Below are 25,094 nucleotides of genomic sequence, written 5' to 3' on the forward strand. Positions count from 1 at the left end.
GCTCGATCAGTCCTTCTGTCCGCGGGGGTTTCGGCGGTCGCGCCTGCGTCCGCGCGCGGACGGCACGGTCCGGCCGACGATCACCGTACGGCGGGCGGAGGAGCGGCCACGCGCCGGTTCCGGTTCGGGCTCGGGAGCGGTGCGGCGGCCGAGGGCCTGCCGCACGCCGTAGCCGAACGCGGCGACCTTGACGAGCGGCCCGCCGAAGGTGGAGGCGACGGTGGTGGAGAGCGCGGAGGCGTTGGAGGTGACCTCCTGGACGTCGCTCGCGATCGCGTCGACCTTGTCGAGCTGGGTCTGCGCGGAGCGCACCGTCGCCGAGGCGTCGGCGAGCAGCGGGACGGCCTGGTCGGTCACGTCCGCCACCAGCTTGGTGGTCGCCCTGAGCGTCTGGGCGAGCCTCACCAGCACCACGGCGAGGAACGAGACCAGGATCGCCCAGAAGACGGCCACGAGGATCCCGGCCACCTCTCCACCGGACACTGTGCACCGCTCTCTGCTCGTCGATCGGCCCCGGGAGCCGGGGCCTGTCTCCGTCGGTACGGCCGGGTTCCTGCTCCCGCGCGCGCCCGATCGTCGTCCCACGAGCCTATCGCGCCGTGCATCACCTCCCCTACCGCATTCTCGGCGGCCAGGGCGGGAGTTGCCATAACGAGATTGTACGGAGAGCTTTCAAGCAAGTACCCTCCGTGTTCCATGCGACGCCTGCAGGGCCCCTGCCCCCAGCCCGACGATCCTGGTGACAACACCTCCGCCGCCTCCGGCCGCCTCCCGGCCGAACTGAACCGGTTCGTGGGACGCGAGTACGAACTGGCCGAGGTGGCCGGGCTCCTGGAGGAGTCCCGGCTCGTCACGGTCGCCGGAGTGGCGGGCGTGGGCAAGACCCGGTGCGTCACCCGGGTCGCCGCGCTTGTGGAGAAACGGTACTGCGACGGGGTCCGGCTGGCCGAGCTGTCCACCGTCCACCACCCCGAGCTGCTGGAACACGCTCTGATCGACACACTGGGGCTGACCGATCACACGAGCAGGCCGCCCCGAGCCACCCTCATCGAGCATCTGTCCGGCCGCCGGATGCTGCTGGTCATCGACGGCTTCGAGCACCTCGTGGACGGCTGCGCCGACCTCGTACGCGAACTGCTGCGCCGGGCCCCGGACCTCCAGGTGCTCACAGCCGGGCGCTGCCCCCTCCGGGTGGACGGGGAGCGGACGTTCCCGCTCGCCCCGATGTCCGACGAGGACGCGCTGGAGCTGTTCACGGAACGGGCGCGCGCGGTGCGGCCGGGCTGGGCGCCCTCACCGGGCGAGCAGGCGGCCTCGCTGGAGCTGTGCCGCCGCCTCGACGGGATTCCGCTGGCGCTCGAACTGGCCGCCGGGCGACTGCGGGCCCTGTCGGTGGATCAGGTACTGCTGCGGCTGGACGACCGGTTCCGACTGCTGGCCGGCGGCCGTCGCGGTGCGCCGCCCCGACACCAGACCCTGCGTACGGCCATCGGCTGGAGCCATGAGCTGTGCACGCCCGAGCAGCGGCTGCTGTGGGCGCGGCTCTCCGTGTTCGCCGGGCAGTTCGACCTGGAGGCCGCCGAGTACATCTGCGGCGGGGTGGATCTGCCCGCCGAATCGGTGCTGGACGTGCTGGACGAGCTGCTTGCCCAGTCGGTGGTGGAGCGCGAGGACGGGGCGACCGGGACCCGTTACCGGCTGCTGGACACGGTCCGTGAGTACGGGGCGGAGTGGCTGGCGGCCACCGGGGACGCCCAGCGGCTGCGGCGGCGCCACCGGGACTGGTTCCTGGGGCTCGCGACCTGGTGCGAGCTGGACTGGTTCAGCCCCCGGCAGGCCGAGGTGGCGGCGCGGATCGACAGCGAGCTGCCCAATCTTCGCCGGGCGATGGAATGTTCGATGGAAAGCCCCGACGAGGTGCATCTGGCCCAGTACCTTGCGGGCACTCTGTGGTTCTACTGGGCCGGCTGCGGGCGGCTGTCCGAAGGCCGGCACTGGCTGGACCACGTACTGGAGGAGCCGTCCCCGCACGATGCCGCCCGGCTCAAGGTGCTGTGGGTGCTGGGCTATGTCGCGGTCCTCCAGGGCGATGCGGTGGGCGCGATCTCGGCGCTCCAGGAGTGCCGGGAGGAGGCCGAGCGCTCCGGTGACGCGACGGCGCTGGCGTACGCGGTGCACCGCACGGGCTGCCTGGCGATCGTGACGGACGACATGCCGCGCGCCGAGGAACTGCTGCGCGACGCGCTCGGCCGGTACCGCGAGATCGGCGAGCTGAACAGCAATGTGCTGATGGCGCAGGTCGAACTGGCCATGGCGGTGGCGTTCCTGGGCGATCTGGACGCGGCGGCGGTGATCTGCGACGAGGTCCGGGAGATCTGCGAGGACCACGGGGAGCGGTGGGCGCTGGCGTACGCGCTGTACGTCCTGGCGTTCGCGGCCCTCCAGCGGGGACGGCCCGCGCGGGCCCGGCAGATGCTCGGGGAGTGCCTGACGATCGGCCGGACGTTCAACGATCTGCTGGGCACCGTGCTCTCGCTGGAGCTGCTGGCGCTGGTGACGGCGGTGGAGGGCGACGCCGGTGAGGCGGCGGTGCTCCAGGGTGCCGCGGAGCGCATCTGGCCCTCGGTGGGACTCCAGCTGTTCGGCTCGGTCCACTACGGGCGGCCACGGGTCGAGTGCGAGCAGCAGGCACGCAGGGAGCTGGGGAACGCCGCGTACGAGGAGGGGCTGCGGGCGGGCCGGCGCCTGGATCCGGACGCCGCGGTCGACCGGGCGCTGGCCGGCGGCGGGGCGTCCGAGGCGCGGGGCGGGGGCGGGGTGCCCGCAGCGGGCGAGTCCGGGGGAACGCGAAGGCCCGCCGCCTCCCGGATGAGCGGAAGGGGCGGGCCGGAGCGCTGGTGAGAGCGACTACGCCTGGATCAGCGGGCGTAGTACTCGACGACGAGCTGCTCGTCGCAGATCACCGGGATCTCCTTGCGGTTCGGGTCCCGGTCCAGGCGGAAGGCCAGGGCCTTCAGGTTCACCTGGAGGTAGCGCGGGGTCTCACCGTCGGTGTCGTAACCACCCTCGCGGGCCACCTGGAAGGGGACCTTGGAGCGGCTGCGCTCGCGGACCTGGACGATGTCGTCGGGGCGCACGCGGAAGGACGGCTTGTCGACCTTGCCGCCGTTGACCTCGATGTGGCCGTGGACGACCATCTGACGGGCCTGGTAGATGGTGCGGGCGATGCCCGAACGCAGGACCAGGGCGTCGAGGCGGCGCTCCAGCTCGACGACCAGCGCCTCGCCCGTCTTGCCCTCGGCCTTCTTGGCACGGTCGTAGGCGCGCGCCATCTGGCGCTCGCTGATGTCGTACTGCGCACGCAGGCGCTGCTTCTCCAGCAGACGGACCTTGTAGTCCGAGTTCTGCTTGCGGCCACGGCCGTGCTCACCCGGCGGGTACGGACGAGCTTCGAAGTACTTGACAGCCTTGGGCGTCAGGGCGATGCCGAGGGCACGCGACTTCTTGACCTTGGGACGCGACTGGTTAGGCACGTTCTCCAGACCTCCGTTGTAGGTTAGGTTAGGCTTACCTTACTCAAGGAGATCGCATGTCTCGCCCTGGGAACACCACTCACGTCACGGACAGCACAGACAGCGGCAGCACCTCTTCTGAGGGTGCTGCTACGACGGAAGGCCGATCTGATCGTGGTCAGCCGCGTCCCAGCGGGCTTGATACCACTCGGATGCCGTCAGCAGCCGAGCGCACACGAACTCTCGTACAGAGTACCTGCTCCGCGCTGCTGGTCGTACCGGGGCTCGATCTGGCCCACGCCGAACCCCTGGTCCCGGACAGCAGGAGCGTGGGGCCGGAGGGGGATCTGTTCCTCGAATTCCCCGCGGATTCCCCGGCAGTACGGGCCGCGACGCACGCCCAGGGCGACGAGCTGACAGCTGTGCTGGAGCTCACGGACGTCGCCCCCGTCTCCGTCCCGCACCGGATTCGGGGCCGCGCCTGGGTCTCCGGCTGGCTCACCTCCGTACCCGGCATCGCCGAGCCGGGCCGGATGATGCTGCGCCTGGAGTTCGGCGAGGCGTACGTGGACGATCTCTGGGGCGCCGAGGACATCGAGCCGGAGGACTTCCGGGACGCGGCCCCCGACCCCCTGGTCCCCCACGAGGCGGAGCTGCTCCAGCATCTGCACTCCGCCCACGACGAGCAGATGCGCACCCTGTGCGGACTGCTCGGCGAGCGGACCGCCCGGGCCTGCTCCTCCCACCAGCCGAGCGCCGTACCCGTGGCGCTGGACCGCTTCGGGCTGCGGGTCCGCTTCGTCGAGGACAAGGGCTCGTCCTTCGACGCCCGCTTCGAGTTCCCCGAGCCCGTGCGGGACGTCACCGAACTGCGCCGCGCGATGCACACCCTCTTCGAAGCGGCCTCCCACTGAACCGCGCCCGGAAGCGGGGCGGGTCCGGTCAGGACGCGCCCTCGGCCGGCTCCTCGCCGCCCGCGCGGCCCAGCCGCTCGCGGACCCGCTCGACCACGTCCGCGTACCGCGCCTCGGCGCCGTAGCGGGTGGGGGTGTAGTAGTGCCGGTCGCGGACCGCGTCGGGGGCGTACTGCTGGGCGGCGATGCCGCCCTGGACGTCGTGCGGATAGACATAGCCCTGGGCGTGGCCGAGCTTGGCGGCGCCCTTGTAGTGCCCGTCGCGCAGATGCGCCGGGACGGGTCCGGCGAGCCCCTTGCGTACGTCCTCCTGGGCGGCGGAGATCGCGAGCGTCGCCGCGTTGGACTTGGGCGCGAGCGCCAGGGCGATGGTGGCGTGGCTGAGGGTGAGCGCCGCCTCCGGGAAGCCGATCATGGCGACGGCCTGGGCCGCGGCCACCGCGGTCGGCAGGGCGGTGGGATCGGCCAGGCCGATGTCCTCGCTGGCGGAGATCATCAGCCGCCGCGCGATGAACCGCGGGTCCTCGCCCGCCTCGATCATCCGGGCCAGATAGTGCAGCGCGGCGTCGACGTCGGAGCCGCGGATGGACTTGATGAGCGCGCTGGCCACGTCGTAGTGCTGGTCGCCGTCGCGGTCGTACTTCACGGCGGCCCGGTCGACGGTCTCCTCGACCGTCTCCAGGGTGATGTCCGCCTCATGCTTCGCCAGCGCCGCGCCCGCCGCCGCCTCCAGCGCGGTCAGCGCCCGGCGCGCGTCGCCGCCCGCGATGCGCAGCAGATGCGCCTCGGCGTCCTCGGGCAGGGTGACCGCCCCGCCGAGGCCTCGCTCCTCGGCCAGCGCCCGGCGCAGCAGCGCCCGCAGGTCGTCGTCGGTCAGCGGCTCCAGGGTGAGCAGCAGGGAGCGCGAGAGCAGCGGGGAGATGATCGAGAAGTAGGGATTCTCCGTGGTGGCGGCGATGAGGGTGACCCAGCGGTTCTCCACGGCGGGCAGCAGGGAGTCCTGCTGGGCCTTGGAGAAGCGGTGGATCTCGTCGAGGAAGAGGACGGTCTCCTTGCCGAAGCCGCCGGTGGCGCGGCGCGCGCCCTCGATGACGGCCCGGACCTCCTTGACGCCCGCGGTGATCGCGGAGAGCTCGACGAAGCGCTTGTTGGTCGCCTTGCTGACCACGTACGCCAGGGTCGTCTTGCCGGTGCCGGGCGGGCCCCACAGGATCACCGAGGAGGCGCCGGCCGGGCCGCCGCTCCCCTCGCCGACGAGGCGGCGCAGCGGCGAGCCCGGCTTGAGCAGATGCTGCTGGCCGACGACCTCGTCGAGGATGCGCGGACGCATCCGGACAGCGAGGGGGCTGCTGGACGGGTCCTTCTCCTGGCGGTCTTCGGCGGCTGCGGTAAAGAGGTCGGGCTCCACGTCATGAAGCCTATGCGACCCCACTGACAGCGCCCCGAGGAGCACCTGCCGAAGCGGTGGGTGGGGTCAGCTGGTCCAGAAGTCCCACCAGCGGGTCAGGATCAGCATGCCGATGATCCCGATCCACATCACCGGGAGCACCCAGGGGAACTCGGTGAGGCCGTTCCGCAGCCAGGCCGGGGCCGGGAGGATGCGGTGCTTGACGTTGTGCGTGGTCACGTAGGAGAACATGACGATCGTGGCGACCCAGGCCAGGCAGCACCACAGGCACAGCGAGTTGATGTTGTACAGCGACTGGTACTGGAGCCAGGTGCAGAAGCCGACGCCGAACAGCATCCCGGCGTTCAGGCCGAGCCAGAACCAGCTGCGGTAGCGGGCTCCGGCGAGCAGGCCCATCCCGATGGCGATGACCATGCCGTACGTGACCAGCCCGAGCATCGGGTTGGGGAATCCGAACGCGGAGGCCTGCTCGCTCTTCATGATGTTGCCGCACGCGACGACCGGGTTGAGGCTGCACCCGGGGGTGAAGGAGGGGTCCTCCAGCAGCTTGAACTTGTCGAGCGTGATGACCCAGGAGGCCAGGAGTCCGGCCGCGCCGGTGATCACCAGGAGCAGGGCCAGACCGCGTCCGGCCCCGAAGGTGCGCTTCCGGCCGCCCTCGTCCTGGTCCGAGGAGAGGTCGTGGTCTACCGCTGCAGTCGTCATATCGCCGTTCCATCACCGAGTGGTCAACCGGGCAAGGTCATTGTGCCGCACCCCCGCACAGGTCAACCGTTCGATGGACATAAAGGTGTACGCCCGGTGGGCGGGAAACGGCCCGCTCCGCGGGATGCTCGGGTCCATGACAGAACTCGTGGTGAACGTGCGCGGTCTACGGAAGCGCTATGGCGATGTGACCGCGCTGGACGGCCTGGACCTGGGCATCCGGCGCGGTGAGGTGTGCGGACTGCTCGGCCCCAACGGTGCCGGGAAGAGCACGTGCGTGGGCGTGCTCCAGGGGCAGCGGGACCGGGACGGCGGGAGCGTGGATGTCCTCGGGGCCGACCCCGCGACCGCCGGCCGGCGCTGGCGGTCCCGCGTCGGGATCGTCTGGCAGGATGAATCCGCGCCCGCCGAGTTGACGGTACGGGAGACCGTGCGGCACTTCGCCCGCTACTACCCGCGTCCGCGCGACCCCGACGAGACCATCGCCCTGGTCGGTCTGGAGGCGAAGGCGGGGGCCCGGACCAAGGCTCTCTCGGGCGGGCAGCGGCGACGTCTCGATGTGGCGCTCGGCGTGATCGGCGCCCCCGAACTCCTCCTCCTCGACGAGCCGACCACCGGCTTCGACCCGGCGGCCCGGCGGCAGTTCTGGGAGCTGATCCGGCTGCTCGCCGACGGCGGCACCACCATCCTCCTCACCACCCACTACCTGGAGGAGGCGGAGGCGCTCGCCGACCGCCTCGTCGTCGTCGCCTCGGGCACCGCCGTCGCCGAGGGCAGCCCCGGGGAGTTGCGCTCCCGCTACGGCGCCCTGGCGACGGTCCGGTGGACGGCGCCCGACGGCACCCCTCGCACTGAGGAGACCGCGACCCCGACCCGTACCGTCGCCGCGCTCGCCGACCGCTTCGACGGGGAGGTCCCCGGCCTGCTGGTCACCCGGCCCACCCTGGAGGACGTCTATCTGCGGCTCACCGGACAGCGGGAGGTGACCCGGTGAAGGAGAGCCTCCCCGGGGCCTGGGGACTCGGAGTGCTGCGCGGCGGTCTGGAGCTGAAGCAGTTCTTCCGCCAGCGCGACCAGGTCGTCTTCGCCTTCGCCTTCCCCGTCGTCTTCCTGGTGCTGTTCGCCTCGATCTTCAGCGGCACGGTGGAGGGTACCGATGTGGCTGTCTCCCAGCTCTATGTGGCCGCGATGCTGGGGGCGGGCATCATGGCGACCAGCTTCCAGTCCCTCGGCATCTCCATCGCGGTCGAGCGCGACGAACGGCAGTTGCGCCGGCTGATCTCCACCCCGATGCCGCCTGCCGCCTACTTCCTGGGCAAGGTGTGGCTGGTCCTGGTCACCGGAGTCCTGGAGGCGGCCGTCCTGCTGCTGGTGGGGGTGGGTATGTTCGGTCTCAAGCTGCCCACGGACTTCCTCACCTGGCTGACGTTCGGCTGGATCTTCCTGCTCGGGGCGACGGGGTGCGCGCTGCTCGGCATCGCGATCAGCAGTGTGCCCCGGTCGGGGCGGAGCGCGGGGTCGGTGGTGATCCTGCCGTTCCTGGTGCTCCAGTTCATCTCCGGGGTCTACATCCCGGCGAGCGAACTGCCCGACTGGATGCTGAACATCGGCGCCCTGTTCCCGCTCAAGTGGATGTGCCAGGGCTTCCGCGGGGTCTTCCTGCCCGAGTCGGCCGCCGTGCTGGAGCAGGCGGGCAGCTGGGAGTTCGGCCGGATCGCCCTGGTGTTGGGCGCGTGGTGCATCGGAGGATTGCTGCTGTGTCTGCTGACGTTTCGCTGGAAGAACCGGCGCGACGGCTGACCGGGGCGGGCGGAGCGCGCGACTCCGACGTCTGGGTCCGGTCGCTGCGCCCCTGGGACGCGTATTTCGCCGTCGTCTGGGCGGTCACGCTCGCGGTGGTCCTCGGGGCCGCCGAGCCCTCGTGGCCGTTGCGGGCGGTGGCGGCCTCGATCGTGGCGCTGAACCTGCCGTGGTACGTCCTGATGGGCCGCCCGGCCATGCTGGACGACACCGGCGACGAGGGACCCGCCCTCCGCTACGTGGTGGGGGCGATGCTGCTGTTCCTGCCCACGTCGGTGCTGGTGAACGAGACGCAGCTCGTCACGTTCGCGCTGGCCCCGCAGTGCTTCATGCTGCTGCGGCTGCGGGGCGCGCTGTGGGTGCTGGGCATCATGGGCGCGGTGCCGTTCGCGGGCTGGACGCTGCTGTGGCGGCCGTCGGCGGGCGAGACGGTCTTCCGGCTGCTGCTGGCGGTGGCGACCTTCGCGTTCAGCGCTTTCCTGGGGCAGTGGACGATGCGGATCATCGCCCAGAGCCGGGACCGGGCCGCGCTGATCGCCGAGCTGGAGGCGGGTCGCGAGGAGATCGCCCGGCTGTCGGCGGCGCACGGGGCGCTGGCGGAGCGGGAGCGGATGTCCCGGGAGATCCATGACACGCTGGCCCAGGGGTTCACCAGTCTGCTGATGCTGTCGCAGGCCGTGGAGTCGGAGCTGGAGCACGACCTGCCGCAGGCCCGGCGGCACGTGGCGCTGATGACACGGACCGCGCGGGAGAACCTCGCCGAGGCCCGGGCGCTGGTGGCCGGAGGCTCCCCCGCGGACCTGGCGGGTACGTCGCTGGCGGACGCCCTGCGGCGGCTCACCGACCGGCACACCGCGCAGACCGGGTCCCCGGCGCGGCTGTCGGTGGGCGGCGGTGTCCGCCCGCTGCCGACCGCGTACGAGGTGGTGGCCCTGCGCGCCTGCCAGGAGGCCCTCGCCAACACCCGTAAGCACGCGGGCCCGTCCGTACCGGTTACGGTGCTGCTCGCGTATGCCCCGGACGCCCTGACCCTGTCCGTTCGCGACGAGGGGTGCGGGTTTGATCCCCGGGCGCCCCGCGAGGGCTACGGTCTGGACGGGGTACGGGCCCGGGCCGAGGAGGCCGGCGGCAGTGCGGAGGTCCGCAGCGCCCCGGGCGCGGGGACCTCGGTGACCGTGGCCCTGCCGCTGCCCCCGGTTGTCCCGTCCCCTGCCGTCCCGTTCCCGGACGCCCCCCGAAGGAGTGCCTGATGATCCGTGTCCTGCTGGCCGACGACCACCCCGTCGTACGGGAGGGGCTGCGCGGGATGCTGGAGGCCGAGGCGGACCTCGACGTGGTGGGCGAGGCCGGCAGCGGCCCCCGCGCCGAGGCCCTGTGCGCCGAGCTGCTTCCGGACATCGTGCTGATGGACCTGCGGATGCCGGGCGGCGGGGGCGTCGAGTCGATCCGCCGCATCCGGGCGGCGGGGCTGCCGTGCCGGGTCGTGGTGCTGACCACGTACGAGAGTGACGGCGACATCCTTCGGGCGGTGGAGGCCGGGGCGTCCGGCTATCTGCTCAAGGACCTGGGGCGCGGGGAGCTGGCGGAAGCGATCCGGGCTGCGGCGCGGGGCGAGACGGTGCTCGCGCCGACGGTGGCGACACGGCTGGTGGACCGGCTGCGCGGGGTGCCGGAGCTGCCGCGGCTCTCGGAGCGGGAGACGCAGGTGCTGCGGCTGGTGGCGGAGGGGTGCACCAACGCGGAGATCGGGCGGAAGCTGTTCATCGGGGAGTCGACGGTGAAGACCCATCTGCTGCGGATCTTCGGCAAGCTGGGCGTGAACGACCGGACCGCCGCGGTGACCGGGGCGATGCGCCACGGGCTGCTGTGACGACTGCGGCGCGGGCGGGAGGACCTGGGGTCCTTCCGCCCGCGCCGCTTTCACCGGCGGCTCAGCCGAGCCGCTTCGTCAGCTCCGCGGCGGCCTCCGCCAGCGGCACCGCGCTCTGCTCGCCGGACTCCATGTCCTTGAGCTGGACGACGCCCTCGGCGAGATCGCGCTCGCCCGCCACCAGGGTGTAGCGCGCGCCCGAGCGGTTGGCGCTCTTCATCGCGCCCTTCAGACCCCGGCCGCCGAACGCGAAGTCGGCGGCGACGCCCGCGCGGCGCAGCTCGGTGACGACGCCGAACAGCACCCGGCGGGCTTCCTCTCCGAGCGGGACCGCGTACACGCTGGTGGTGACGGGCAGGTCGAGCTCGACGCCCTCGGCCTCCAGGGCGAGGACCGTGCGGTCCACGCCGAGCGCCCAGCCGACGGACGGCAGCGCGGGGCCGCCGATCATCTCGGACAGGCCGTCGTAGCGGCCGCCGCCGCCCACCGCGGACTGGGAGCCCAGTCCGTCGTGGACGAACTCGAAGGTGGTACGGGTGTAGTAGTCGAGGCCGCGGACGAGCTTCTCGTCGTCCTCGTACACGACTCCGGCAGCCGTCAGCAGCGCCCGGACCTCCTCGTGGTACGCCTTGCAGGCGTCGCAGAGGTGGTCGCGGAGCTTGGGCGCGTCGGTGAGCTGCTTCTGTACGTCGGCCCGCTTGTCGTCCAGGACGCGCAGCGGGTTGATCTCGATGCGGCGGCGGGTCTCCTCGTCGAGGTCGAGGTCGCGCAGGAAGGTCTGGAGTGCTTCCCGGTAGACGGGGCGGCACTCCTTGTCGCCGAGCGAGTTCAGCAGGATGCGGAACTGGCGCAGGCCGAGCGAGCGGTACGCCTGATCGGCCAGGATGATCAGCTCGGCGTCCAGGACCGGGTCCTCGGTGCCGATGGCCTCGGCGCCGACCTGCGAGAAGTGGCGGTAGCGGCCCTTCTGCGGGCGCTCGTAGCGGTAGTAGGAGCCGGAGTACCAGAGTTTGACGGGGAGGTTGCCCGCCTTGTGGAGGTTGGCCTCCAGCGCGGCGCGCAGCACGGAGGCGGTGCCCTCGGGGCGCAGCGCCAGCTGGTCGCCGCCCTTGGTGGTGAGGGTGTACATCTCCTTGGTGACGATGTCGGTGGACTCACCGACACCGCGCGCGAAGAGCTCGACGTTCTCGAACCCGGGCGTCTCGATGTAGCCGTAGCCGGAGTCGCGCAGGGGCGCGGAGATGGCCTCGCGCACCGCCAGGAACTTCGCGGAGTCCGGCGGGGTCAGGTCGTACGTGCCCTTGGGGGCCTGAAAGGTGCTCACGATCACGTCTCTCGTCTACAGTCCTCGGCGCGGCACCGCGTCCAGACCGTTCAGGAACGGGTTGGAGGCGCGCTCGCGGCCGATGGTCGTCTGGGGGCCGTGGCCGGACAGCACCACGGTCGAGTCGTCGAGCGGCAGGCACACGCGGGCCAGCGACTCCAGCAACTCGGCGTGGTCGCCGCCGGGCAGGTCGGTACGTCCGACGGAGCCGGCGAAGAGCAGGTCGCCCGAGAAGAGGACCGGCGGGATGTCCGCGGCCTCGGGCATCCCGAACGTCACCGACCCCTTGGTATGGCCGGGCGCGTGCGAGACGCCGAACTCCAGACCGGCCAGGCTCAGCTTCGCCCCGTCGGTCAGCTCCTTGACGTCGTCGGGCTCCCCCACGGTCAGCTCGCCCATGAGCGGCATCCCGATGGAGCGGCCGAGCGCCTTCTCCGGGTCGCTCATCATGTAGCGGTCCTCGGGATGGATCCAGGCGGGTACGTCGTGGGAGCCGCAGACGGGGACGACCGAGGCGACGTGGTCGATGTGGCCGTGGGTGAGGACGACGGCGACGGGCTTGAGCCGATGCTTCTTCAGCGTTTCCTCGACGCCCTGGGCGGCCTGGTGGCCCGGGTCGATGATCACGCACTCCTCACCGGCGGCGGGGGCGACCAGATAGCAGTTGGTCCCCCAGGCCCCGGCGGGGAACCCGGCAATGAGCACGATCGTCCTTAATGTTCGTCCGGTGGAAGCGGCCGCAGTACAAGGATGCGGCGGATCAGAGCCTACCGGCGCTCCTCATGACACAGGTAACCCATATACGGTACGGGCAGCTCAGGCCCTCATCCGACGACCCACGACGTAACAAGGAGCCCCACCGGTGTCCAGCAGCGAACAGCGGCGACGGCAGCTCGCCCGGGAAAAGTTCGAGCGCCAGCAGAAGCGCCGGGAGGAGGCCCGCCGCAGGACCAGGCGCATTACCGCGATCGTCGCGGCCTCGGTGGCCGTGGTCGCCGTCATCGGAGTGAGCGCGTTCGTCGTGGCCGGCAAGGACGACGACAAGGACAAGGCGATCGACGCGGCGTCGAGCCAGAGCCCCACTCCGGAGCCCTCGGAGAGCGAGAGCAAGGCTCCGCTGCCTCCGATGAAGATCGACAAGAAGGCGACGTACACGATGTCGCTGAAGACCACCCAGGGCGACATAGCGTTCTCGATGGACGCGGCGAAGACCCCGCAGACGACGAACTCCTTCAAGGCGCTCGCCGACGAGGGCTACTTCGACACCACCAAGTGCCACCGGCTGACCACCCAGGGCATCTTCGTGCTCCAGTGCGGCGACCCGGACGGCAACGGTATGGGCGGCCCGGGCTACACCATCCCGGACGAGAACCTGGACGCGCTCGGCAAGGCGGGCGACGACGGCAAGGTGACCTTCCCGCCGGGCACGGTGGCGATGGCCAACACCGGTCAGCCGGACTCCGGCGGCAGCCAGTTCTTCCTGGTCTACAAGGAGACGAAGCTCCCGCCGACCTACACCCCGTTCGGCACGATGGACAAGGCCTCCCTGAAGGCCGTCGAGAAGATCGGCGAGGCCGGGGTGGAGGGCGACCAGCCCGACGGCGCTCCGAAGAAGACCGTGACGATCGAGAAGGCGTCGGTCGAGAAGGACTGAACCGGCCGGGCGGCGACCGGCCCGGCCCGAACCGGCCCCGAGCGGAGAATTTCGGCCGCGCGGAGTGCGGACAGCCGGGCGGCCGGTCGCCTAGATTGGCGTTGTGGAGGGCGGGCGATGCCCGCCCCAGGAAACTGTGGACGATGCCCGGGGGGCGAACCCCCTCGCAGGCATCAGGTGGAGGAGGCGCTGTGAGCAGCGACCCGTGGGGCCGCGTCGACGAGACGGGCACCGTGTACGTGCGTACAGCCGACGGCGAGCAGGTCGTCGGATCGTGGCAGGCCGGTTCGCCTGAGGAGGCTCTGGCCTATTTCGAGCGCAAGTACGACGGCATGGTGGTCGAGATCGGCCTCCTCGAACGGCGGGTGAAGACCACCGATCTGTCGGCGAAGGACGCGACGACGGCGATCGGCCATCTGCGCCAGCAGGTCGACGAGCACCATGCGGTGGGCGACCTCGACGCGCTGCGCAAGCGGCTGGACGCGCTGGTGGCGACGGTCGAGGCGCGGCGCGAGGAGCGCAAGGCGCAGAAGGCCAAGCAGACCGACGAGGCCAAGCACGCCAAGGAGGCGCTCGTCGCCGAGGCGGAGGACCTGGCGAAGAGCGAGCAGTGGCGGTCGGCCGGTGAACGGCTGCGGGCGCTGGTGGACACCTGGAAGGGTCTCCCCCGCCTGGACCGCAAGTCGGACGATGAGCTGTGGCACCGCTTCTCGCACGCGCGCTCGGCCTTCTCCAAGCGGCGCAAGGCCCACTTCGCCGCGCTGGACGCCCAGCGCGAGGACGCCCGCAAGGCCAAGGAGAAGCTGGTCACCGAGGCCGAGGCGCTGTCCGGCTCCACGGACTGGGTCGGCACGGCCGCGCGCTACCGCGATCTGATGACCGAGTGGAAGGCGGCGGGCCGCGCCCAGCGCGAGGCCGAGGACGATCTGTGGAACCGCTTCCGCGGCGCCCAGGACGTCTTCTTCGCCGCCCGCAGCGAGGTCTTCGCGGAGCGGGACGCCGAGCAGGGCGAGAACCTCAAGCTGAAGGAGGAGCTCGCCGCCGAGGCCGAGAAGCTGGTGCCGGTGAAGGACCTGAAGGCGGCCCGTGCCGCGTTCCGGTCGGTCAACGAGCGCTGGGAGGCCATCGGCCACGTACCGCGTGACGCCCGGCCCAAGGTCGAGGGCCGGATGCAGGCGGTGGAGCGGGCGCTCCAGGAGGCCGAGGAGTCCGAGTGGCGCCGGACGAACCCGGAGGCGCGGGCCCGCGCCGAGGGTCTGACCGGGCAGCTCCAGTCGGCCGTGGACAAGCTGCGCGGCCAGATCGACACCGCGCGCGCTTCGGGCAACAACGCCCGCGCGGACAAACTGGCCAAGGAGCTGGAGGGCCGTCAGGCGCTGCTGGACCAGGCGCTGAAGGGCCTGGAGGAGTTCGGCGGCTGAGAAGCCCGTAAAAGGGAGGGGCCCCGGTACGCGATCCGCGCTGCGTACCGGGGCCCCTCCCTTTCGCTCCTACGGCCTGCGGGCCGAGGTGACGCGGTAGACGTCGTAGACGCCCTCCACGCCGCGTACGGCCTTCAGGACGTGTCCCAGGTGCTTGGGGTCGCCCATCTCGAACGTGAAGCGCGAGGTGGCCACCCGGTCGCGGGAGGTCTGGACGGCCGCCGACAGGATGTTGACGTGCTGGTCGGACAGGACCCGGGTGACGTCGGACAGCAGCCGGGAGCGGTCCAGCGCCTCGACCTGGATGGCGACCAGGAAGACCGACGACTGGGTCGGAGCCCACTCGACGTCGAGAATGCGCTCGGGCTGCTGGGACAGCGAGTCCACGTTGACGCAGTCGGCGCGGTGCACCGAGACGCCGCTGCCCCGGGTGACGAAGCCGATGATGGGGTCGCCGGGGACCGGCGTACAGCAGCGGGCCAGCTTGACCCAGACGTCCTCGACGCCCTTGACGACGACGCCGGGGTCGGCGTTGGCGCGGCGCTTGCTGCGGCCGCCGTGCGAGGGCGGGGTGGATTCGGCCAGGTCCTCGTTGGCCTCGTCGTGGCCGCCGAGGGCCTGCACCAGCTTCTGCACGACGCCCGCCGCGGCGACATGGCCCTCGCCGATCGCCGCGTACAGCGAGGAGATGTCGGGGTAGCGCATCTCGTGGGCGAGGGTGACCAGTGAGTCGCCGGTCAGGATGCGCTGGATCGGCAGGTTCTGCTTGCGCATGGCCCGCGCGATGGCGTCCTTGCCCTGCTCGATGGCCTCGTCGCGGCGCTCCTTGGAGAACCAGGCGCGGATCTTGTTGCGGGCGCGCGGCGACTTGACGAAGCCGAGCCAGTCCCGCGAGGGGCCTGCGCCTGCCGCCTTGGAGGTGAAGACCTCGACCAGGTCGCCGTTGTCGAGGGTCGATTCGAGCGGGACGAGCCGCCCGTTGACGCGTGCTCCTATGGTCCGGTGGCCGACCTCGGTGTGGACGGCGTACGCGAAGTCGACGGGGGTCGCGCCGGCGGGCAGCGCTATCACGTCGCCCTTCGGCGTGAAGACGAAGACCTCGTTGCGCGAGAGGTCGAAGCGCAGGGACTCCAGGAACTCGCTCGGGTCCTCGGTCTCCTTCTGCCAGTCAAGGAGCTGGCGCAGCCACGCCATGTCGTTGACGGTGTCCTGGCCGCGGCCGGTGTTCTTGGGGACGTCGGTACGGACCTTGGAGGCGCCCGCGACGGCCTCCTGCTTGTACTTCCAGTGGGCGGCGATGCCGTACTCGGCGCGGCGGTGCATGTCGAACGTACGGATCTGGAGCTCGACGGGCTTGCCGCTGGGACCGATCACCGTGGTGTGCAGCGACTGGTACATGTTGAACTTGGGCATCGCGATGTAGTCCTTGAACCGCCCGGGCACCGGGTTCCACCGGGCGTGGACGGTGCCGAGCGCCGCGTAGCAGTCGCGGACCGTGTCGACAAGTACCCGAATTCCCACCAGGTCGTAGATCTCGGCGAAGTCGCGGCCTCGCACGATCATCTTCTGGTAGACGCTGTAGTAGTGCTTGGGGCGGCCGGTGACGGTGGCCTTGATCCGGGCGGCGCGCAGGTCGGCCTGGACCTCGTCGGTCACTATGGCGAGGTATTCGTCGCGCTTGGGGGCCCGCTCGGCGACGAGGCGGACGATCTCGTCGTACATCTTGGGGTAGAGGATCGCGAAGGCGAGGTCCTCCAGCTCCCACTTGATGGTGTTCATGCCCAGCCGGTGCGCCAGCGGGGCGTAGATCTCCAGCGTCTCGCGGGCCTTCTTCTCCTGCTTCTCCCGCTTGAGGTAGCGCATGGTGCGCATGTTGTGCAGGCGGTCGGCGAGTTTGATGACGAGGACCCGGGGGTCCTTGGCCATGGCCACGACCATCTTGCGCACGGTCTCGGCCTGGGCGGCCTCGCCGAACTTGACCTTGTCCAGCTTGGTGACGCCGTCGACGAGCAGGGCGACCTGGTCGCCGAAGTCGCGGCGCAGGGTGTCCAGGCCGTACTCGGTGTCCTCGACGGTGTCGTGGAGCAGGCCCGCCATCAGGGTGGCCGGGTCCATGCCCAGCTCGGCCAGGATCGTGGTGACGGCCAGCGGATGCGTGATGTACGGGTCGCCGCTCTTGCGCTTCTGGCCCCGGTGCCAGCGCTCGGCGACCTGGTAGGCCTTCTCGATCTGACGGAGCGTGGCCGACTCGATCTTGGGGTCGTTGCCCCGGACCGTACGCAGGAGGGGTTCCAGGACCGGGTTGTACGGGCTGGAGCGCTGGACGCCGAGGCGGGCGAGGCGGGCTCGCACCCGGTTGGAGGAGCCACCGGAGCGGGAGGCGGACCCGGCCGGAGCGGCGGGCTTCGCCGGGGCCTGCGGCGCGGGGGCCGGGGGCTTGGGCGCCGCGGCGGCCGGTTTCGCGGCGGGCGGCTGCGCCGGGCTCACGGGCACGGACCGCTCGGCCGGGGCGGGGGCTGCGGGCTTCGGGGGCGGAGTGCCCGCCCCGGCGGGCTTCGCTGCCCCCTGGGGGCGCGCGCCACCGGGGGCGGGCTCCGGGGGCGCGGGCTTCGGCGCGTTCGAGGGCGCGGCCTTCGCGGGCGTGGCGGGGGCCGCCACGGGCTTGTCGGGCTGCGGGGCGGCGGCTGACTGGGCCTCGTCTGGCAAGAGCGCTCCTCGTGCGGATCCGGGGTACCCGGAGAGCCCATGGTATCGATCCCCCGGCGAACCCTCGCCCGGGGACGGCAGGAGCCCGCACAACGAGGGACGGGCACCCGGTTCGTTCCCGGGTGCCCGTCCCTCGTACTCGGTGGCCGTCACTGGCCCGTCCTGCGGATCAGACCGTGATCAGGGCCTCCAGCGGCACGCCCCGCAGGCCCGGCTCCAGACGGGCGCGGCCCGCGAGGAAACCGAGCTCCATGAGGACCGCGACGCCCGCGACCTGGGCGCCTGCCCGCCGGATGAGCTCCAGCGAGGCTTCCGCCGTGCCGCCGGTGGCGAGGACGTCGTCGATGACCATGATCCGGTCGTCGGCGGCGAGGTCCTCGGCGTGGATCTCGATCTCCGCGCTGCCGTACTCCAGCTCGTAGGACTGGGCGAGCGTGGCTCCGGGAAGCTTTCCGGCCTTGCGGACCGGTACGAAGCCGAGGCCCGCGCGGACCGCTACCGGCGCGGCCAGGATGAAGCCGCGTGCCTCCAGGCCGACGACCTTCGTGGCGCCGTGGCGTACGCACAGCTCCGCGAGGGCGTCGGTGAGCGCCGTGAAGGCCACCGGGTCCGCGAGCAGCGGAGTGATGTCCTTGAACATCACTCCCGGCTTCGGGTAGTCCGCGACATCACGGATCCGGCTGAGCAGCAGCTCCCGGGTGGAATCGGTGGTGCTCGTCATCGCTCAGCGCTTCCCGACGTGCGGCCGTGCGAGCGGGGCCGGCCGACTCCGCTGCCCGCGGTCGCGGCGCCCTCGACGATGTCCTCGGGACCGTCGTCGGCGGGCTCGCCCTTGGCGGCGGCGGCCGCCCGCTTGGCGAGGACCCGCTTCTTCAGCGCCTTCATCTGCGGGTCGCGCTCCTTGAGGTCGGCGACGAGCGGGGTGGCGATGAAGATCGAGGAGTACGCACCGGCGGCGAGACCGACGAACAGCGACAGCGAGATGTCGTTCAGCATGCCCGCGCCGAAGACACCGCCACCGATGAAGAGCAGCCCGGCCACCGGCAGCAGAGCCACCACGGTGGTGTTGATGGAGCGGACCAGGGTGCTGTTGATCGACCGGTTGGCGATCTCGCTGTACGTGAAGCGGGTCTGCTTGGTGATGTCCTTCTGCCCCTCCTTGAGGCTGTCGAAGACCACCACCGTGTCGTACAGGGAGTAACCGAGAATGGTCAGCAGACCGATCACCGTGCCCGGGGTGACCTCGAAGCCGACCAGGGCGTAGACACCGACCGTGATGGTGATGTCGTGGATCAGTGCGATGAGGGCGGCGACGGCCATCCGCCACTCGAAGGCGATGGCCAGATAGATCACCACCAGGACCATGAAGACCGCGAGACCGGTCCAGGCCTTGTTGGCGATCTGCTCACCCCAGCTGGGGCCGACCAGGTCCGCGTTGATCTCGTCGGCGGGGATGCCGAGCTCGTCGGAGAGCGTCTCCTTGATCTCGTTCGCCGTGGCGGTGTCGACCTCGGTGATCTGGATGCGCAGACCGCCGTTGCCGAGCTCCTGGACGATGGCCATGTGGCCGGAGGCCTCGGTCGCCACGTCCGTGGCCTGGGCGGTGGAGATCTTGGCCCTGGTGTCGGTCGTGAAGACCGCGCCGCCCTGGAACTCGATGCCCATGCGGAGGCCGCCGACCGCCACGCCGATGATGGCCGTGATGGTGATCAGTATCGAGACGCCGTACCAGATCTTGCGGTTGCGGATGAAGTCGTAGCCGACCTCGCCGCGGTAGAGCCGGGCGCCGAGATTGCCGAGTCGCGACATCTCACGCCTCCTTCGGTTCGGTGGGGGCGTTGACACGGCGCGAGCGGCGCAGCGGCGGCTGTGCGCCGAGCCGCTTCGGGTCCAGTCCGGACCACGGACCGCCCTTGGAGAAGAACTTCGTCCGCCCCATGAGCGTCATGAGCGGCTTGGTGAAGAAGAACACCACGACGACGTCGAGCAGGGTGGTCAGGCCGAGCGTGAACGCGAAGCCCTGCACCTTGCCGACGGTGACGATGAAGAGCACCGCGGCGGCCAGGAACGACACGAAGTCGGAAACCAGGATGGTGCGCCGGGCACGCGGCCAGGCCCGCTCGATGGCCGGGCGGAGCGTGCGTCCTTCGCGGATCTCGTCCCGGACGCGTTCGAAGTAGACGATGAACGAGTCCGCTGTGATGCCGATGGCGACGATGGCGCCACAGACTGCCGGGAGGTTCAGCGCGAAGCCGATGGCCGGGCCCAGCAAGGACATGATCGTGTACGTCAGGACGCCGGAGACCAGAAGGCTCAGGAGCGCGATGAACGAGAGTCCTCGGTAGTACACGACGAGGTAGAGGACCACCAGCGCGAGACCGATGGCACCGGCGATCAGCCCGCCCTTGAGCTGCTCGCTGCCGAGGGCCGCGGTCACCGTGGTGACACTGACCTCCTCGAAGGTGAGGGGAAGCGCGCCGTAGGACAGGATGTTGCCGAGCTCCTCGGCCGACTGCTGGTCGAAGCTGCCGGAGATCTGGGCGTTCTTGCTGAGCGCGGTGCGCACCGACGGAGCCGAGACGACCTCGCCGTCGAGGACGATCGCGAACTGGTTCATCGGCGGCTGCTGCTGGCTGAGCCGACCGGTGATCGTCTGGAACTTCTTGGCGCCCGCGGAGGTGAACTCCATCGACACGATCCACTGGCCGGTCTGCTGGTCGATGGCGGCCTTGGCGTCGTCGACGTCGCTGCCGGAGACCTCGGCGGGGCCGAGCACGTACTTCTCGTAGCTGCCCGGGACGTTCGAGCCGCAGGCGACGATCGAGTCGGTGGGCTTGGCGTCCTGGCCCGCCTCGCTCCGCTGCTCGGGGTCGGTGCAGTCCAGCTTGGCGAACTCCTCCTGGAGCTTGGCCGTCGCCGGGTCCACGGAGGGCGAGGCCTCGGGGGAATCGGACGGCTTCGGCTCGTCGGAGCCCGGGGCGGAGGGTGTCGGGTCCTTCTTCAGGGCACCGGTGACCGCGCGGCCCTGGGTGGTGGCACTCGCCGAGGGGGTGGCCTCCGAACCGGTGGCCTCCTCGCCCTTTTCCTTGTCGGCGCCCTGGTCCTTGTCGTCCGGCGTGCCGGACTCACCGGGCTTCGGCGTGGCGCTGTCCGAGGGGGTGGGCTGCTCGGGGCCGCTCGCCTGCACCGTCAGAACGGGCCGGAAGTAGAGCTGGGCGGTGGTACCGACCTGCTTCTGGGCCTGCTTCGAGTCCGTCCCCTTGGGGATGTTGACGATGATGTTGCGATCGCCCTGGGTCTGGACCTCGGCCTCGGAGACGCCCAGCCCGTTGACACGCCGCTCGATGATCCCGACCGCGGTGTCCATGTTGGTCGGGTTGATCGCGTTCGGCTTGCCGGGCTGGTTCTGCGCCTCCAGCGTGATCGACGTACCGCCGGCCAGGTCGATGCCCAGCCGGGGCGTGGTGTGCCCGGACAGGAACATCCCGCCGGTGAGCGCGACCATGGCGATGAGGATCAGGGCCAGGGCACGCCCCGGCCTCCCCTGACCGCCGGACGGCCCTCGGCCCTTCTTGGGTGCTGCCACCTTCTCGTTTCTCCCTGTCCAACCGCCCCGCGCCGGGTACGCGCCCGAGCGGCCACGAAGTGTTGTGGGGGCCTGCCCCCCGCAGACGACCCCACGGTCCCGGGGACGCCGCGCGCCGGTGGGCGCACGACGTCCCCGGGAGCGTGAGAACTACTTGGTGTCGGCTTCGCCGTCGGTCTTGCCGTCGTCCTTGGCCTTCTTGACGTCCTTGGCGGCGGCGCTCTCGGTGTCGGCGTCGTCCTTGCCCAGGTCGATCCTGGCGGGCTCGGCGTCGTCCGTGGCCGGCTCACCGGTCAGCGAGGAGGCGTCGTCGGGAACGACGGTGCCCTCCGCGTCCAGCTCCTCGTCGTCGCCGTGGACGATGCGGTTGTACTCCGCGTCGTCGAGGACGGCGCCGATCGCGTTCTTCGCGTAGATGGCGTGCACGCCGGGGGCGACCTCAAGGAGGACGGTGTCGTCGTGGACTTCCTTGACGGTGGCGTACATGCCCCCGATCGTCCGGACGCCGGTGCCGGGCTGCATGTCGTTGCGCATCTGCGCGGCCGCCGCCTGCTTCTTCTTGGCGGAGCGGGTCATCAGGAACATGGCCCCGATGAGCACGATGAAGGGGAGGAGAGTCAAGATATCCACGGGACGGGAATTCCTTCGCACGACCGCGCTGGAATGCGGCCTGTATATACGGGGGTGGGTACACCGACCGGTAAGGGCGGCATCGGCGGAGTCTAAGCGAGTCCGCATCGATGGAACAACGCCCAGCATGGCACCCGGGTTCCTGTACTGGCGAACCTGTGACGCATCACGCCCCGAACAGACCCTGTTGTCCCCTTACGCCGTGCTGCGGCGGGACCAGTCCCAGATGCGCCCATGCCGCCGGGGTGGCAACGCGGCCGCGCGGCGTCCTGGCCAGCAGTCCTTCCCGTACGAGGAAGGGCTCGGCGACCTCCTCGACGGTCTCCCGCTCCTCCCCCACGGCGACCGCGAGGGTGGACAGGCCGACGGGGCCGCCGCCGAAGAGTTTCAGCAGGGCGCCGAGCACCGCACGGTCCAGCCGATCGAGTCCCCTGGCGTCAACCTCGTACACCTTCAGAGCCGCCGCGGCGATCTCCCGGTCGATCGCGCCCTCCGCCTTGACCTGCGCGTAGTCGCGGACGCGCCGCAGCAGGCGGTTGGCGATACGGGGCGTGCCCCGGGAGCGTCCGGCGATCTCGGCGGCGCCCTCCACGTCGATGCCGACGTCGAGGAGGCGGGCCGAGCGGTGGATGACGCGCTCCAGCTCGGCGGGGGCGTAGAACTCCATGTGGCCGGTGAAGCCGAAGCGGTCGCGCAGCGGGGGCGGCAGCAGTCCGGCCCGGGTGGTGGCCCCGACCAGGGTGAACGGCGGCAGTTCGAGGGGGATGGCGGTGGCGCCGGGGCCCTTGCCGACGATCACGTCGACGCGGAAGTCCTCCATCGCCATGTAGAGCATCTCCTCGGCGGGCCGGGACATGCGGTGGATCTCGTCGAGGAAGAGGACCTCGCCCTCCTGGAGGGAGGAGAGGATCGCCGCGAGGTCACCGGCGTGCTGGATGGCGGGGCCCGAGGTGATCCGGATCGGGGCGTTCATCTCGGCGGCGATGATCATCGAGAGCGTGGTCTTGCCGAGGCCGGGCGCGCCGGAGAGCAGCACGTGGTCGGCGGTGGCACCACGGGCGCGGGCGGCCTTCAGGACCAGGTCGAGCTGTTCGCGAACCTTCTCCTGGCCGACGAACTCCTCCAGGTCCTTGGGGCGCAGGGCAGCCTCGACGGCGGTGTCCTCGCCGTCCGCGTCGGCATCGACCAGCCGGTCGTCGAAGACCGGCCCGGTGGGCTCATCGGTCTCGGGTCCGGTCTCGTCCCAGTTCATTTCGGGGCCTCTTCGGTGGTTCGGTGCCGGTCAGCGTGCGCGGTTGAGAGTCTGCAGGGCGGCCCGCAGCAGCTGCGGCACCGGGGGTGCGGTGCCCTCGGCGACGGCGGCCTCGGCCTGCGGGGCGACGGCGTTGACCGCCTCGTCGGCCTCGCGGCTCGCGTAGCCGAGGCCGATCAGCGCGGCCTGGAGCTGGTCGCGCCAGCCGGAGGTGACAGGGGTGCCGATGCCCTGCTGGCCGATGTGCGCGCCGACCGGTTCGCCGAGCCGGTCCTTGAGCTCCAGCAGCAGTTTCTGGGCACCCTTCTTCCCGATACCGGAGACGGCGGTGAGGGCCTTCTCGTCGCCGGTGGATACGGCGAGGCGCAGGGCGTCGGGGCTGTGGGTGGCCAGCATCGCCTGGGCGAGCCGGGGACCGACGCCGCTGGCGGTCTGGAGCAGTTCGAAAACCTGCCGCTCGTCGTCGTCCGCGAAGCCGTACAGGGTGAGGGAGTCCTCCCGGACGACGAGGGAGGTGGCGAGCCGGGCCTCCTTGCCGATGCGCAGGTCGGCGAGGGTGTGCGGGGTGCACTGGACGGCCATGCCGATGCCGCCGACCTCGATGACGGCCGTGGTCGGGGCGAGGGCGGCCACCGGGCCGGAGACGAAGGCGATCATGCGGTGGGGCCTTTCAGCGTGCGGGACGTACGGGGCGTGCGGGGCGTGTCGGCTGCGCCGGGAGTGGGGGGCGTGCCGGGCGCGCCCGGCGTACGGGAAACCCCAGACGTACGGGGTGCTCCCGGTGCGCCTGCCGTACGGGGTATGCCGGGCGGGCCGGGCGTACGGGATACACCGGGCGTGCCTGCCGTGCGGGACATGCCGGGGGCGCCCTGTGTGCGGTGGGCCGCCACCGCCTGCTGGAGGCGGTTCTGCGCGGGCGCGCGCCAGATGTGGCAGATGGCGAGGGCCAGGGCGTCGGCGGCGTCGGCGGGCCTGGGCGGGGCATCGAGCCTCAGCAGCCGGGTCACCATGGCCCCGACCTGGGCCTTCTCCGCGCGGCCCGATCCCGTGACGGCCGCCTTGACCTCGCTGGGCGTGTGCAGGGCGACCGGAATGCCGCGCCGGGCGGCGCAGAGCATGGCCACCGCGCTTGCCTGGGCCGTGCCCATCACCGTACGGACGTTGTGCTGGGCGAAGACGCGCTCCACGGCGACGAAGGACGGGGAGTGCTCGTCGAGCCACTGCTCGATGCCGCGCTCCACGGCGACGAGCCGGTCACCCAGCTCGGCGTCCGAAGAGGTGCGCACGACGCCGACGCCGAGCATCGTCAGCGGGCGGCCCGCGACCCCTTCGACCACGCCGACCCCGCATCGGGTCAGCCCCGGGTCAATGCCCAGAACCCGCATGGAGCCCCCCTGTCCTCGCCGCGTGCCGCGCCCGCTCGTTCATCTGTTCCCGCAGGCTATCGGCTCGCACTGACAAAGCCTCGCAACCACAAGACGACGGGCCGACGGGGAGTGCCCCGTCGGCCCGTCGAACCAAGCCGTACCGGCTGTGCCGGCTGAACCGGCCGCGCCGTCAGGCGTCGACCTTCTCCATGACCTCGTCGGACACGTCGAAGTTGGCGAAGACGTTCTGCACGTCGTCGCTGTCCTCCAGCGCGTCGATGAGCTTGAAGATCTTGCGCGCGCCCTCTTCGTCCAGCTCGACCTGCATGGTCGGCAGGAAGTTGGCCTCGGCGGAGTCGTAGTCGATGCCCGCCTCCTGGAGCGCGGTGCGCACCGCGACCATGTCGGTGGCCTCGCTGACCACCTCGAAGGTCTCGCCGAGGTCGTTGACCTCCTCGGCGCCCGCGTCGAGGACCGCGCCGAGGACGTCGTCCTCGGTCAGCTCGCCCTTGGGCACGATCACGACGCCCTTGCGGTTGAACAGGTACGAGACGGAGCCCGGGTCGGCCATGGAGCCGCCGTTCCGGGTCATCGCGACACGTACGTCGGACGCGGCACGGTTGCGGTTGTCGGTGAGGCACTCGATGAGCACCGCGACACCGTTGGGGCCGTAACCCTCGTACATGATCGTCTCGTAGTCGGCGCCGCCCGCTTCGAGACCGCCGCCACGCTTGACGGCGGAGTCGATGTTCTTGTTCGGGACGGAGCTCTTCTTCGCCTTCTGGATGGCGTCGACGAGCGTCGGGTTGCCATCGGGGTCCACGCCGCCGGAGCGCGCCGCGACCTCGATGTTCTTGATCAGCTTCGCGAAGAGCTTGCCGCGCTTGGCGTCAATCACGGCCTTCTTGTGCTTCGTCGTAGCCCATTTAGAGTGGCCGGACATCT

The 25,094-nt window shown here is 71.0% G+C and carries 22 protein-coding genes and 1 pseudogene; 8 read left to right on the forward strand and 15 right to left on the reverse strand.

From position 1 onward, the window contains the following. Positions 1-6: 6 nt before the first annotated feature. On the reverse strand, positions 7-468 hold the full coding sequence (locus RI138_RS03845) for a DUF948 domain-containing protein (protein ID WP_096630887.1): 462 nt from the start codon (positions 466-468) through the stop codon (positions 7-9). 228 nt (positions 469-696) lie between these two features. Here RI138_RS03845 and RI138_RS03850 point away from each other — a divergent pair, with 228 nt between their 5' ends. Further along, positions 697-2,901 (forward strand): ATP-binding protein, encoded by a 2,205-nt coding sequence (locus tag RI138_RS03850; RefSeq protein ID WP_311118760.1) that lies wholly within the window; start codon positions 697-699, stop codon positions 2,899-2,901. 17 nt (positions 2,902-2,918) lie between these two features. Here the strand turns inward: RI138_RS03850 and rpsD are convergent, their stop codons facing one another. Further along, on the reverse strand, positions 2,919-3,533 hold the full coding sequence (gene rpsD, locus RI138_RS03855; RefSeq protein ID WP_003970343.1) for a 30S ribosomal protein S4: 615 nt from the start codon (positions 3,531-3,533) through the stop codon (positions 2,919-2,921). A gap of 191 nt (positions 3,534-3,724) precedes the next feature. On the opposite strand from rpsD, the gene RI138_RS03860 reads away from it, so the two are divergent. Beyond that, positions 3,725-4,426 (forward strand): DUF2470 domain-containing protein, encoded by a 702-nt coding sequence (locus RI138_RS03860; RefSeq protein ID WP_311118761.1) that lies wholly within the window; start codon positions 3,725-3,727, stop codon positions 4,424-4,426. Positions 4,427-4,454: 28 nt separating this feature from the next. On the opposite strand, the gene RI138_RS03865 is transcribed toward RI138_RS03860, so the two are convergent. Both RI138_RS03865 and RI138_RS03870 read right to left on the reverse strand, forming a co-directional pair. Continuing rightward, entirely contained in the window at positions 4,455-5,834 is a 1,380-nt protein-coding gene (locus RI138_RS03865; protein ID WP_096630882.1) for a replication-associated recombination protein A, read from the reverse strand. Between the two features lie 66 nt (positions 5,835-5,900). Beyond that, positions 5,901-6,539 carry a vitamin K epoxide reductase family protein gene (locus RI138_RS03870; RefSeq protein WP_311118762.1) on the reverse strand — a complete coding sequence of 213 codons (639 nt, stop codon included), beginning with the start codon at positions 6,537-6,539 and terminating at the stop codon, positions 5,901-5,903. A 136-nt stretch (positions 6,540-6,675) separates the two neighbouring features. Between RI138_RS03870 and RI138_RS03875 the strand changes: the two genes are divergently transcribed. The 4 genes from RI138_RS03875 to RI138_RS03890 are packed head-to-tail and all read left to right on the forward strand — an operon-like array spanning position 6,676 to position 10,209. Continuing rightward, positions 6,676-7,533, forward strand: coding sequence for an ABC transporter ATP-binding protein (locus RI138_RS03875; protein WP_311118763.1), 858 nt, complete (start codon positions 6,676-6,678; stop codon positions 7,531-7,533). Next, positions 7,530-8,339, forward strand: coding sequence for an ABC transporter permease (locus RI138_RS03880; RefSeq protein WP_311118764.1), 810 nt, complete (start codon positions 7,530-7,532; stop codon positions 8,337-8,339). Before RI138_RS03875 ends, RI138_RS03880 begins: the two co-directional genes overlap by 4 nt. Next, a complete protein-coding gene (locus RI138_RS03885) occupies positions 8,297-9,589 on the forward strand; it encodes a sensor histidine kinase (RefSeq protein ID WP_311118765.1) in 1,293 nt (430 codons plus the stop codon). The genes RI138_RS03880 and RI138_RS03885 overlap by 43 nt, the downstream gene beginning before the upstream one ends. After that, entirely contained in the window at positions 9,589-10,209 is a 621-nt protein-coding gene (locus RI138_RS03890; RefSeq protein WP_096630876.1) for a response regulator, read from the forward strand. The genes RI138_RS03885 and RI138_RS03890 overlap by 1 nt, the downstream gene beginning before the upstream one ends. Before the next feature lie 61 nt (positions 10,210-10,270). Here the strand turns inward: RI138_RS03890 and hisS are convergent, their stop codons facing one another. Together hisS and RI138_RS03900 are read right to left on the reverse strand one after the other, a co-directional pair. Next, positions 10,271-11,533, reverse strand: coding sequence for a histidine--tRNA ligase (gene hisS, locus RI138_RS03895; protein ID WP_311118766.1), 1,263 nt, complete (start codon positions 11,531-11,533; stop codon positions 10,271-10,273). Positions 11,534-11,548: 15 nt separating this feature from the next. After that, positions 11,549-12,238: an MBL fold metallo-hydrolase gene (locus RI138_RS03900; RefSeq protein ID WP_311118767.1), complete on the reverse strand. Its 690-nt coding sequence runs from the start codon at positions 12,236-12,238 to the stop codon at positions 11,549-11,551. Positions 12,239-12,395: 157 nt separating this feature from the next. On the opposite strand from RI138_RS03900, the gene RI138_RS03905 reads away from it, so the two are divergent. Next, positions 12,396-13,187, forward strand: a complete 792-nt coding sequence (locus RI138_RS03905) for a peptidylprolyl isomerase (RefSeq protein ID WP_311118768.1) — start codon at positions 12,396-12,398, stop codon at positions 13,185-13,187. 191 nt (positions 13,188-13,378) lie between these two features. Further along, on the forward strand, positions 13,379-14,608 hold the full coding sequence (locus RI138_RS03910) for a DUF349 domain-containing protein (protein WP_311118769.1): 1,230 nt from the start codon (positions 13,379-13,381) through the stop codon (positions 14,606-14,608). 69 nt (positions 14,609-14,677) lie between these two features. Here the strand turns inward: RI138_RS03910 and RI138_RS03915 are convergent, their stop codons facing one another. The 9 genes and pseudogenes from RI138_RS03915 to RI138_RS03955 all read right to left on the reverse strand — a co-directional run bounded on the left by RI138_RS03915 (position 14,678) and on the right by RI138_RS03955 (position 25,092). Continuing rightward, positions 14,678-17,314 (reverse strand): RelA/SpoT family protein, encoded by a 2,637-nt coding sequence (locus RI138_RS03915; RefSeq protein WP_398862308.1) that lies wholly within the window; start codon positions 17,312-17,314, stop codon positions 14,678-14,680. A 169-nt stretch (positions 17,315-17,483) separates the two neighbouring features. Continuing rightward, positions 17,484-18,035 (reverse strand): adenine phosphoribosyltransferase, encoded by a 552-nt coding sequence (locus RI138_RS03920; protein WP_311118770.1) that lies wholly within the window; start codon positions 18,033-18,035, stop codon positions 17,484-17,486. Continuing rightward, positions 18,032-19,123, reverse strand: a complete 1,092-nt coding sequence (gene secF / locus RI138_RS03925) for a protein translocase subunit SecF (RefSeq protein WP_311118771.1) — start codon at positions 19,121-19,123, stop codon at positions 18,032-18,034. Before secF ends, RI138_RS03920 begins: the two co-directional genes overlap by 4 nt. 1 nt (position 19,124) lies before the next feature. Beyond that, positions 19,125-20,900 carry a protein translocase subunit SecD gene (gene secD / locus RI138_RS03930; RefSeq protein WP_311118772.1) on the reverse strand — a complete coding sequence of 592 codons (1,776 nt, stop codon included), beginning with the start codon at positions 20,898-20,900 and terminating at the stop codon, positions 19,125-19,127. A gap of 150 nt (positions 20,901-21,050) precedes the next feature. Then, positions 21,051-21,530 carry a preprotein translocase subunit YajC gene (gene yajC, locus RI138_RS03935; protein ID WP_311118773.1) on the reverse strand — a complete coding sequence of 160 codons (480 nt, stop codon included), beginning with the start codon at positions 21,528-21,530 and terminating at the stop codon, positions 21,051-21,053. Between the two features lie 166 nt (positions 21,531-21,696). Beyond that, positions 21,697-22,782 carry a Holliday junction branch migration DNA helicase RuvB gene (gene ruvB / locus RI138_RS03940; RefSeq protein WP_096632471.1) on the reverse strand — a complete coding sequence of 362 codons (1,086 nt, stop codon included), beginning with the start codon at positions 22,780-22,782 and terminating at the stop codon, positions 21,697-21,699. A gap of 30 nt (positions 22,783-22,812) precedes the next feature. Continuing rightward, positions 22,813-23,439 carry a Holliday junction branch migration protein RuvA gene (gene ruvA / locus RI138_RS03945; protein ID WP_096632473.1) on the reverse strand — a complete coding sequence of 209 codons (627 nt, stop codon included), beginning with the start codon at positions 23,437-23,439 and terminating at the stop codon, positions 22,813-22,815. A gap of 134 nt (positions 23,440-23,573) precedes the next feature. Beyond that, positions 23,574-24,167: pseudogene (gene ruvC / locus RI138_RS03950) on the reverse strand (crossover junction endodeoxyribonuclease RuvC); the annotation flags it as partial. Between the two features lie 172 nt (positions 24,168-24,339). Beyond that, entirely contained in the window at positions 24,340-25,092 is a 753-nt protein-coding gene (locus tag RI138_RS03955; protein WP_096632476.1) for a YebC/PmpR family DNA-binding transcriptional regulator, read from the reverse strand. Positions 25,093-25,094 lie beyond the last annotated feature (2 nt).

This window comes from Streptomyces durocortorensis (genome assembly GCF_031760065.1).
In the GTDB taxonomy this organism is placed as follows: Bacteria; Actinomycetota; Actinomycetes; order Streptomycetales; family Streptomycetaceae; genus Streptomyces.

Bases quoted from the DNA above. Each gene is read 5' to 3' on its own strand.
- RI138_RS03850 (WP_311118760.1), top strand. From the start codon at position 697: ATGCGACGCCTGCAGGGCCCCTGCCCCCAGCCCGACGATCCTGGTGAC.
- RI138_RS03860 (WP_311118761.1), top strand. From the start codon at position 3,725: ATGCCGTCAGCAGCCGAGCGCACACGAACTCTCGTACAGAGTACCTGC.
- RI138_RS03870 (WP_311118762.1), bottom strand. From the start codon at position 6,539: ATGACGACTGCAGCGGTAGACCACGACCTCTCCTCGGACCAGGACGAG.
- RI138_RS03875 (WP_311118763.1), top strand. From the start codon at position 6,676: ATGACAGAACTCGTGGTGAACGTGCGCGGTCTACGGAAGCGCTATGGC.
- RI138_RS03890 (WP_096630876.1), top strand. From the start codon at position 9,589: ATGATCCGTGTCCTGCTGGCCGACGACCACCCCGTCGTACGGGAGGGG.
- RI138_RS03920 (WP_311118770.1), bottom strand. From the start codon at position 18,035: ATGACGAGCACCACCGATTCCACCCGGGAGCTGCTGCTCAGCCGGATC.
- secF (WP_311118771.1), bottom strand. From the start codon at position 19,123: ATGTCGCGACTCGGCAATCTCGGCGCCCGGCTCTACCGCGGCGAGGTC.
- ruvB (WP_096632471.1), bottom strand. From the start codon at position 22,782: ATGAACTGGGACGAGACCGGACCCGAGACCGATGAGCCCACCGGGCCG.
- ruvA (WP_096632473.1), bottom strand. From the start codon at position 23,439: ATGATCGCCTTCGTCTCCGGCCCGGTGGCCGCCCTCGCCCCGACCACG.
- RI138_RS03955 (WP_096632476.1), bottom strand. From the start codon at position 25,092: ATGTCCGGCCACTCTAAATGGGCTACGACGAAGCACAAGAAGGCCGTG.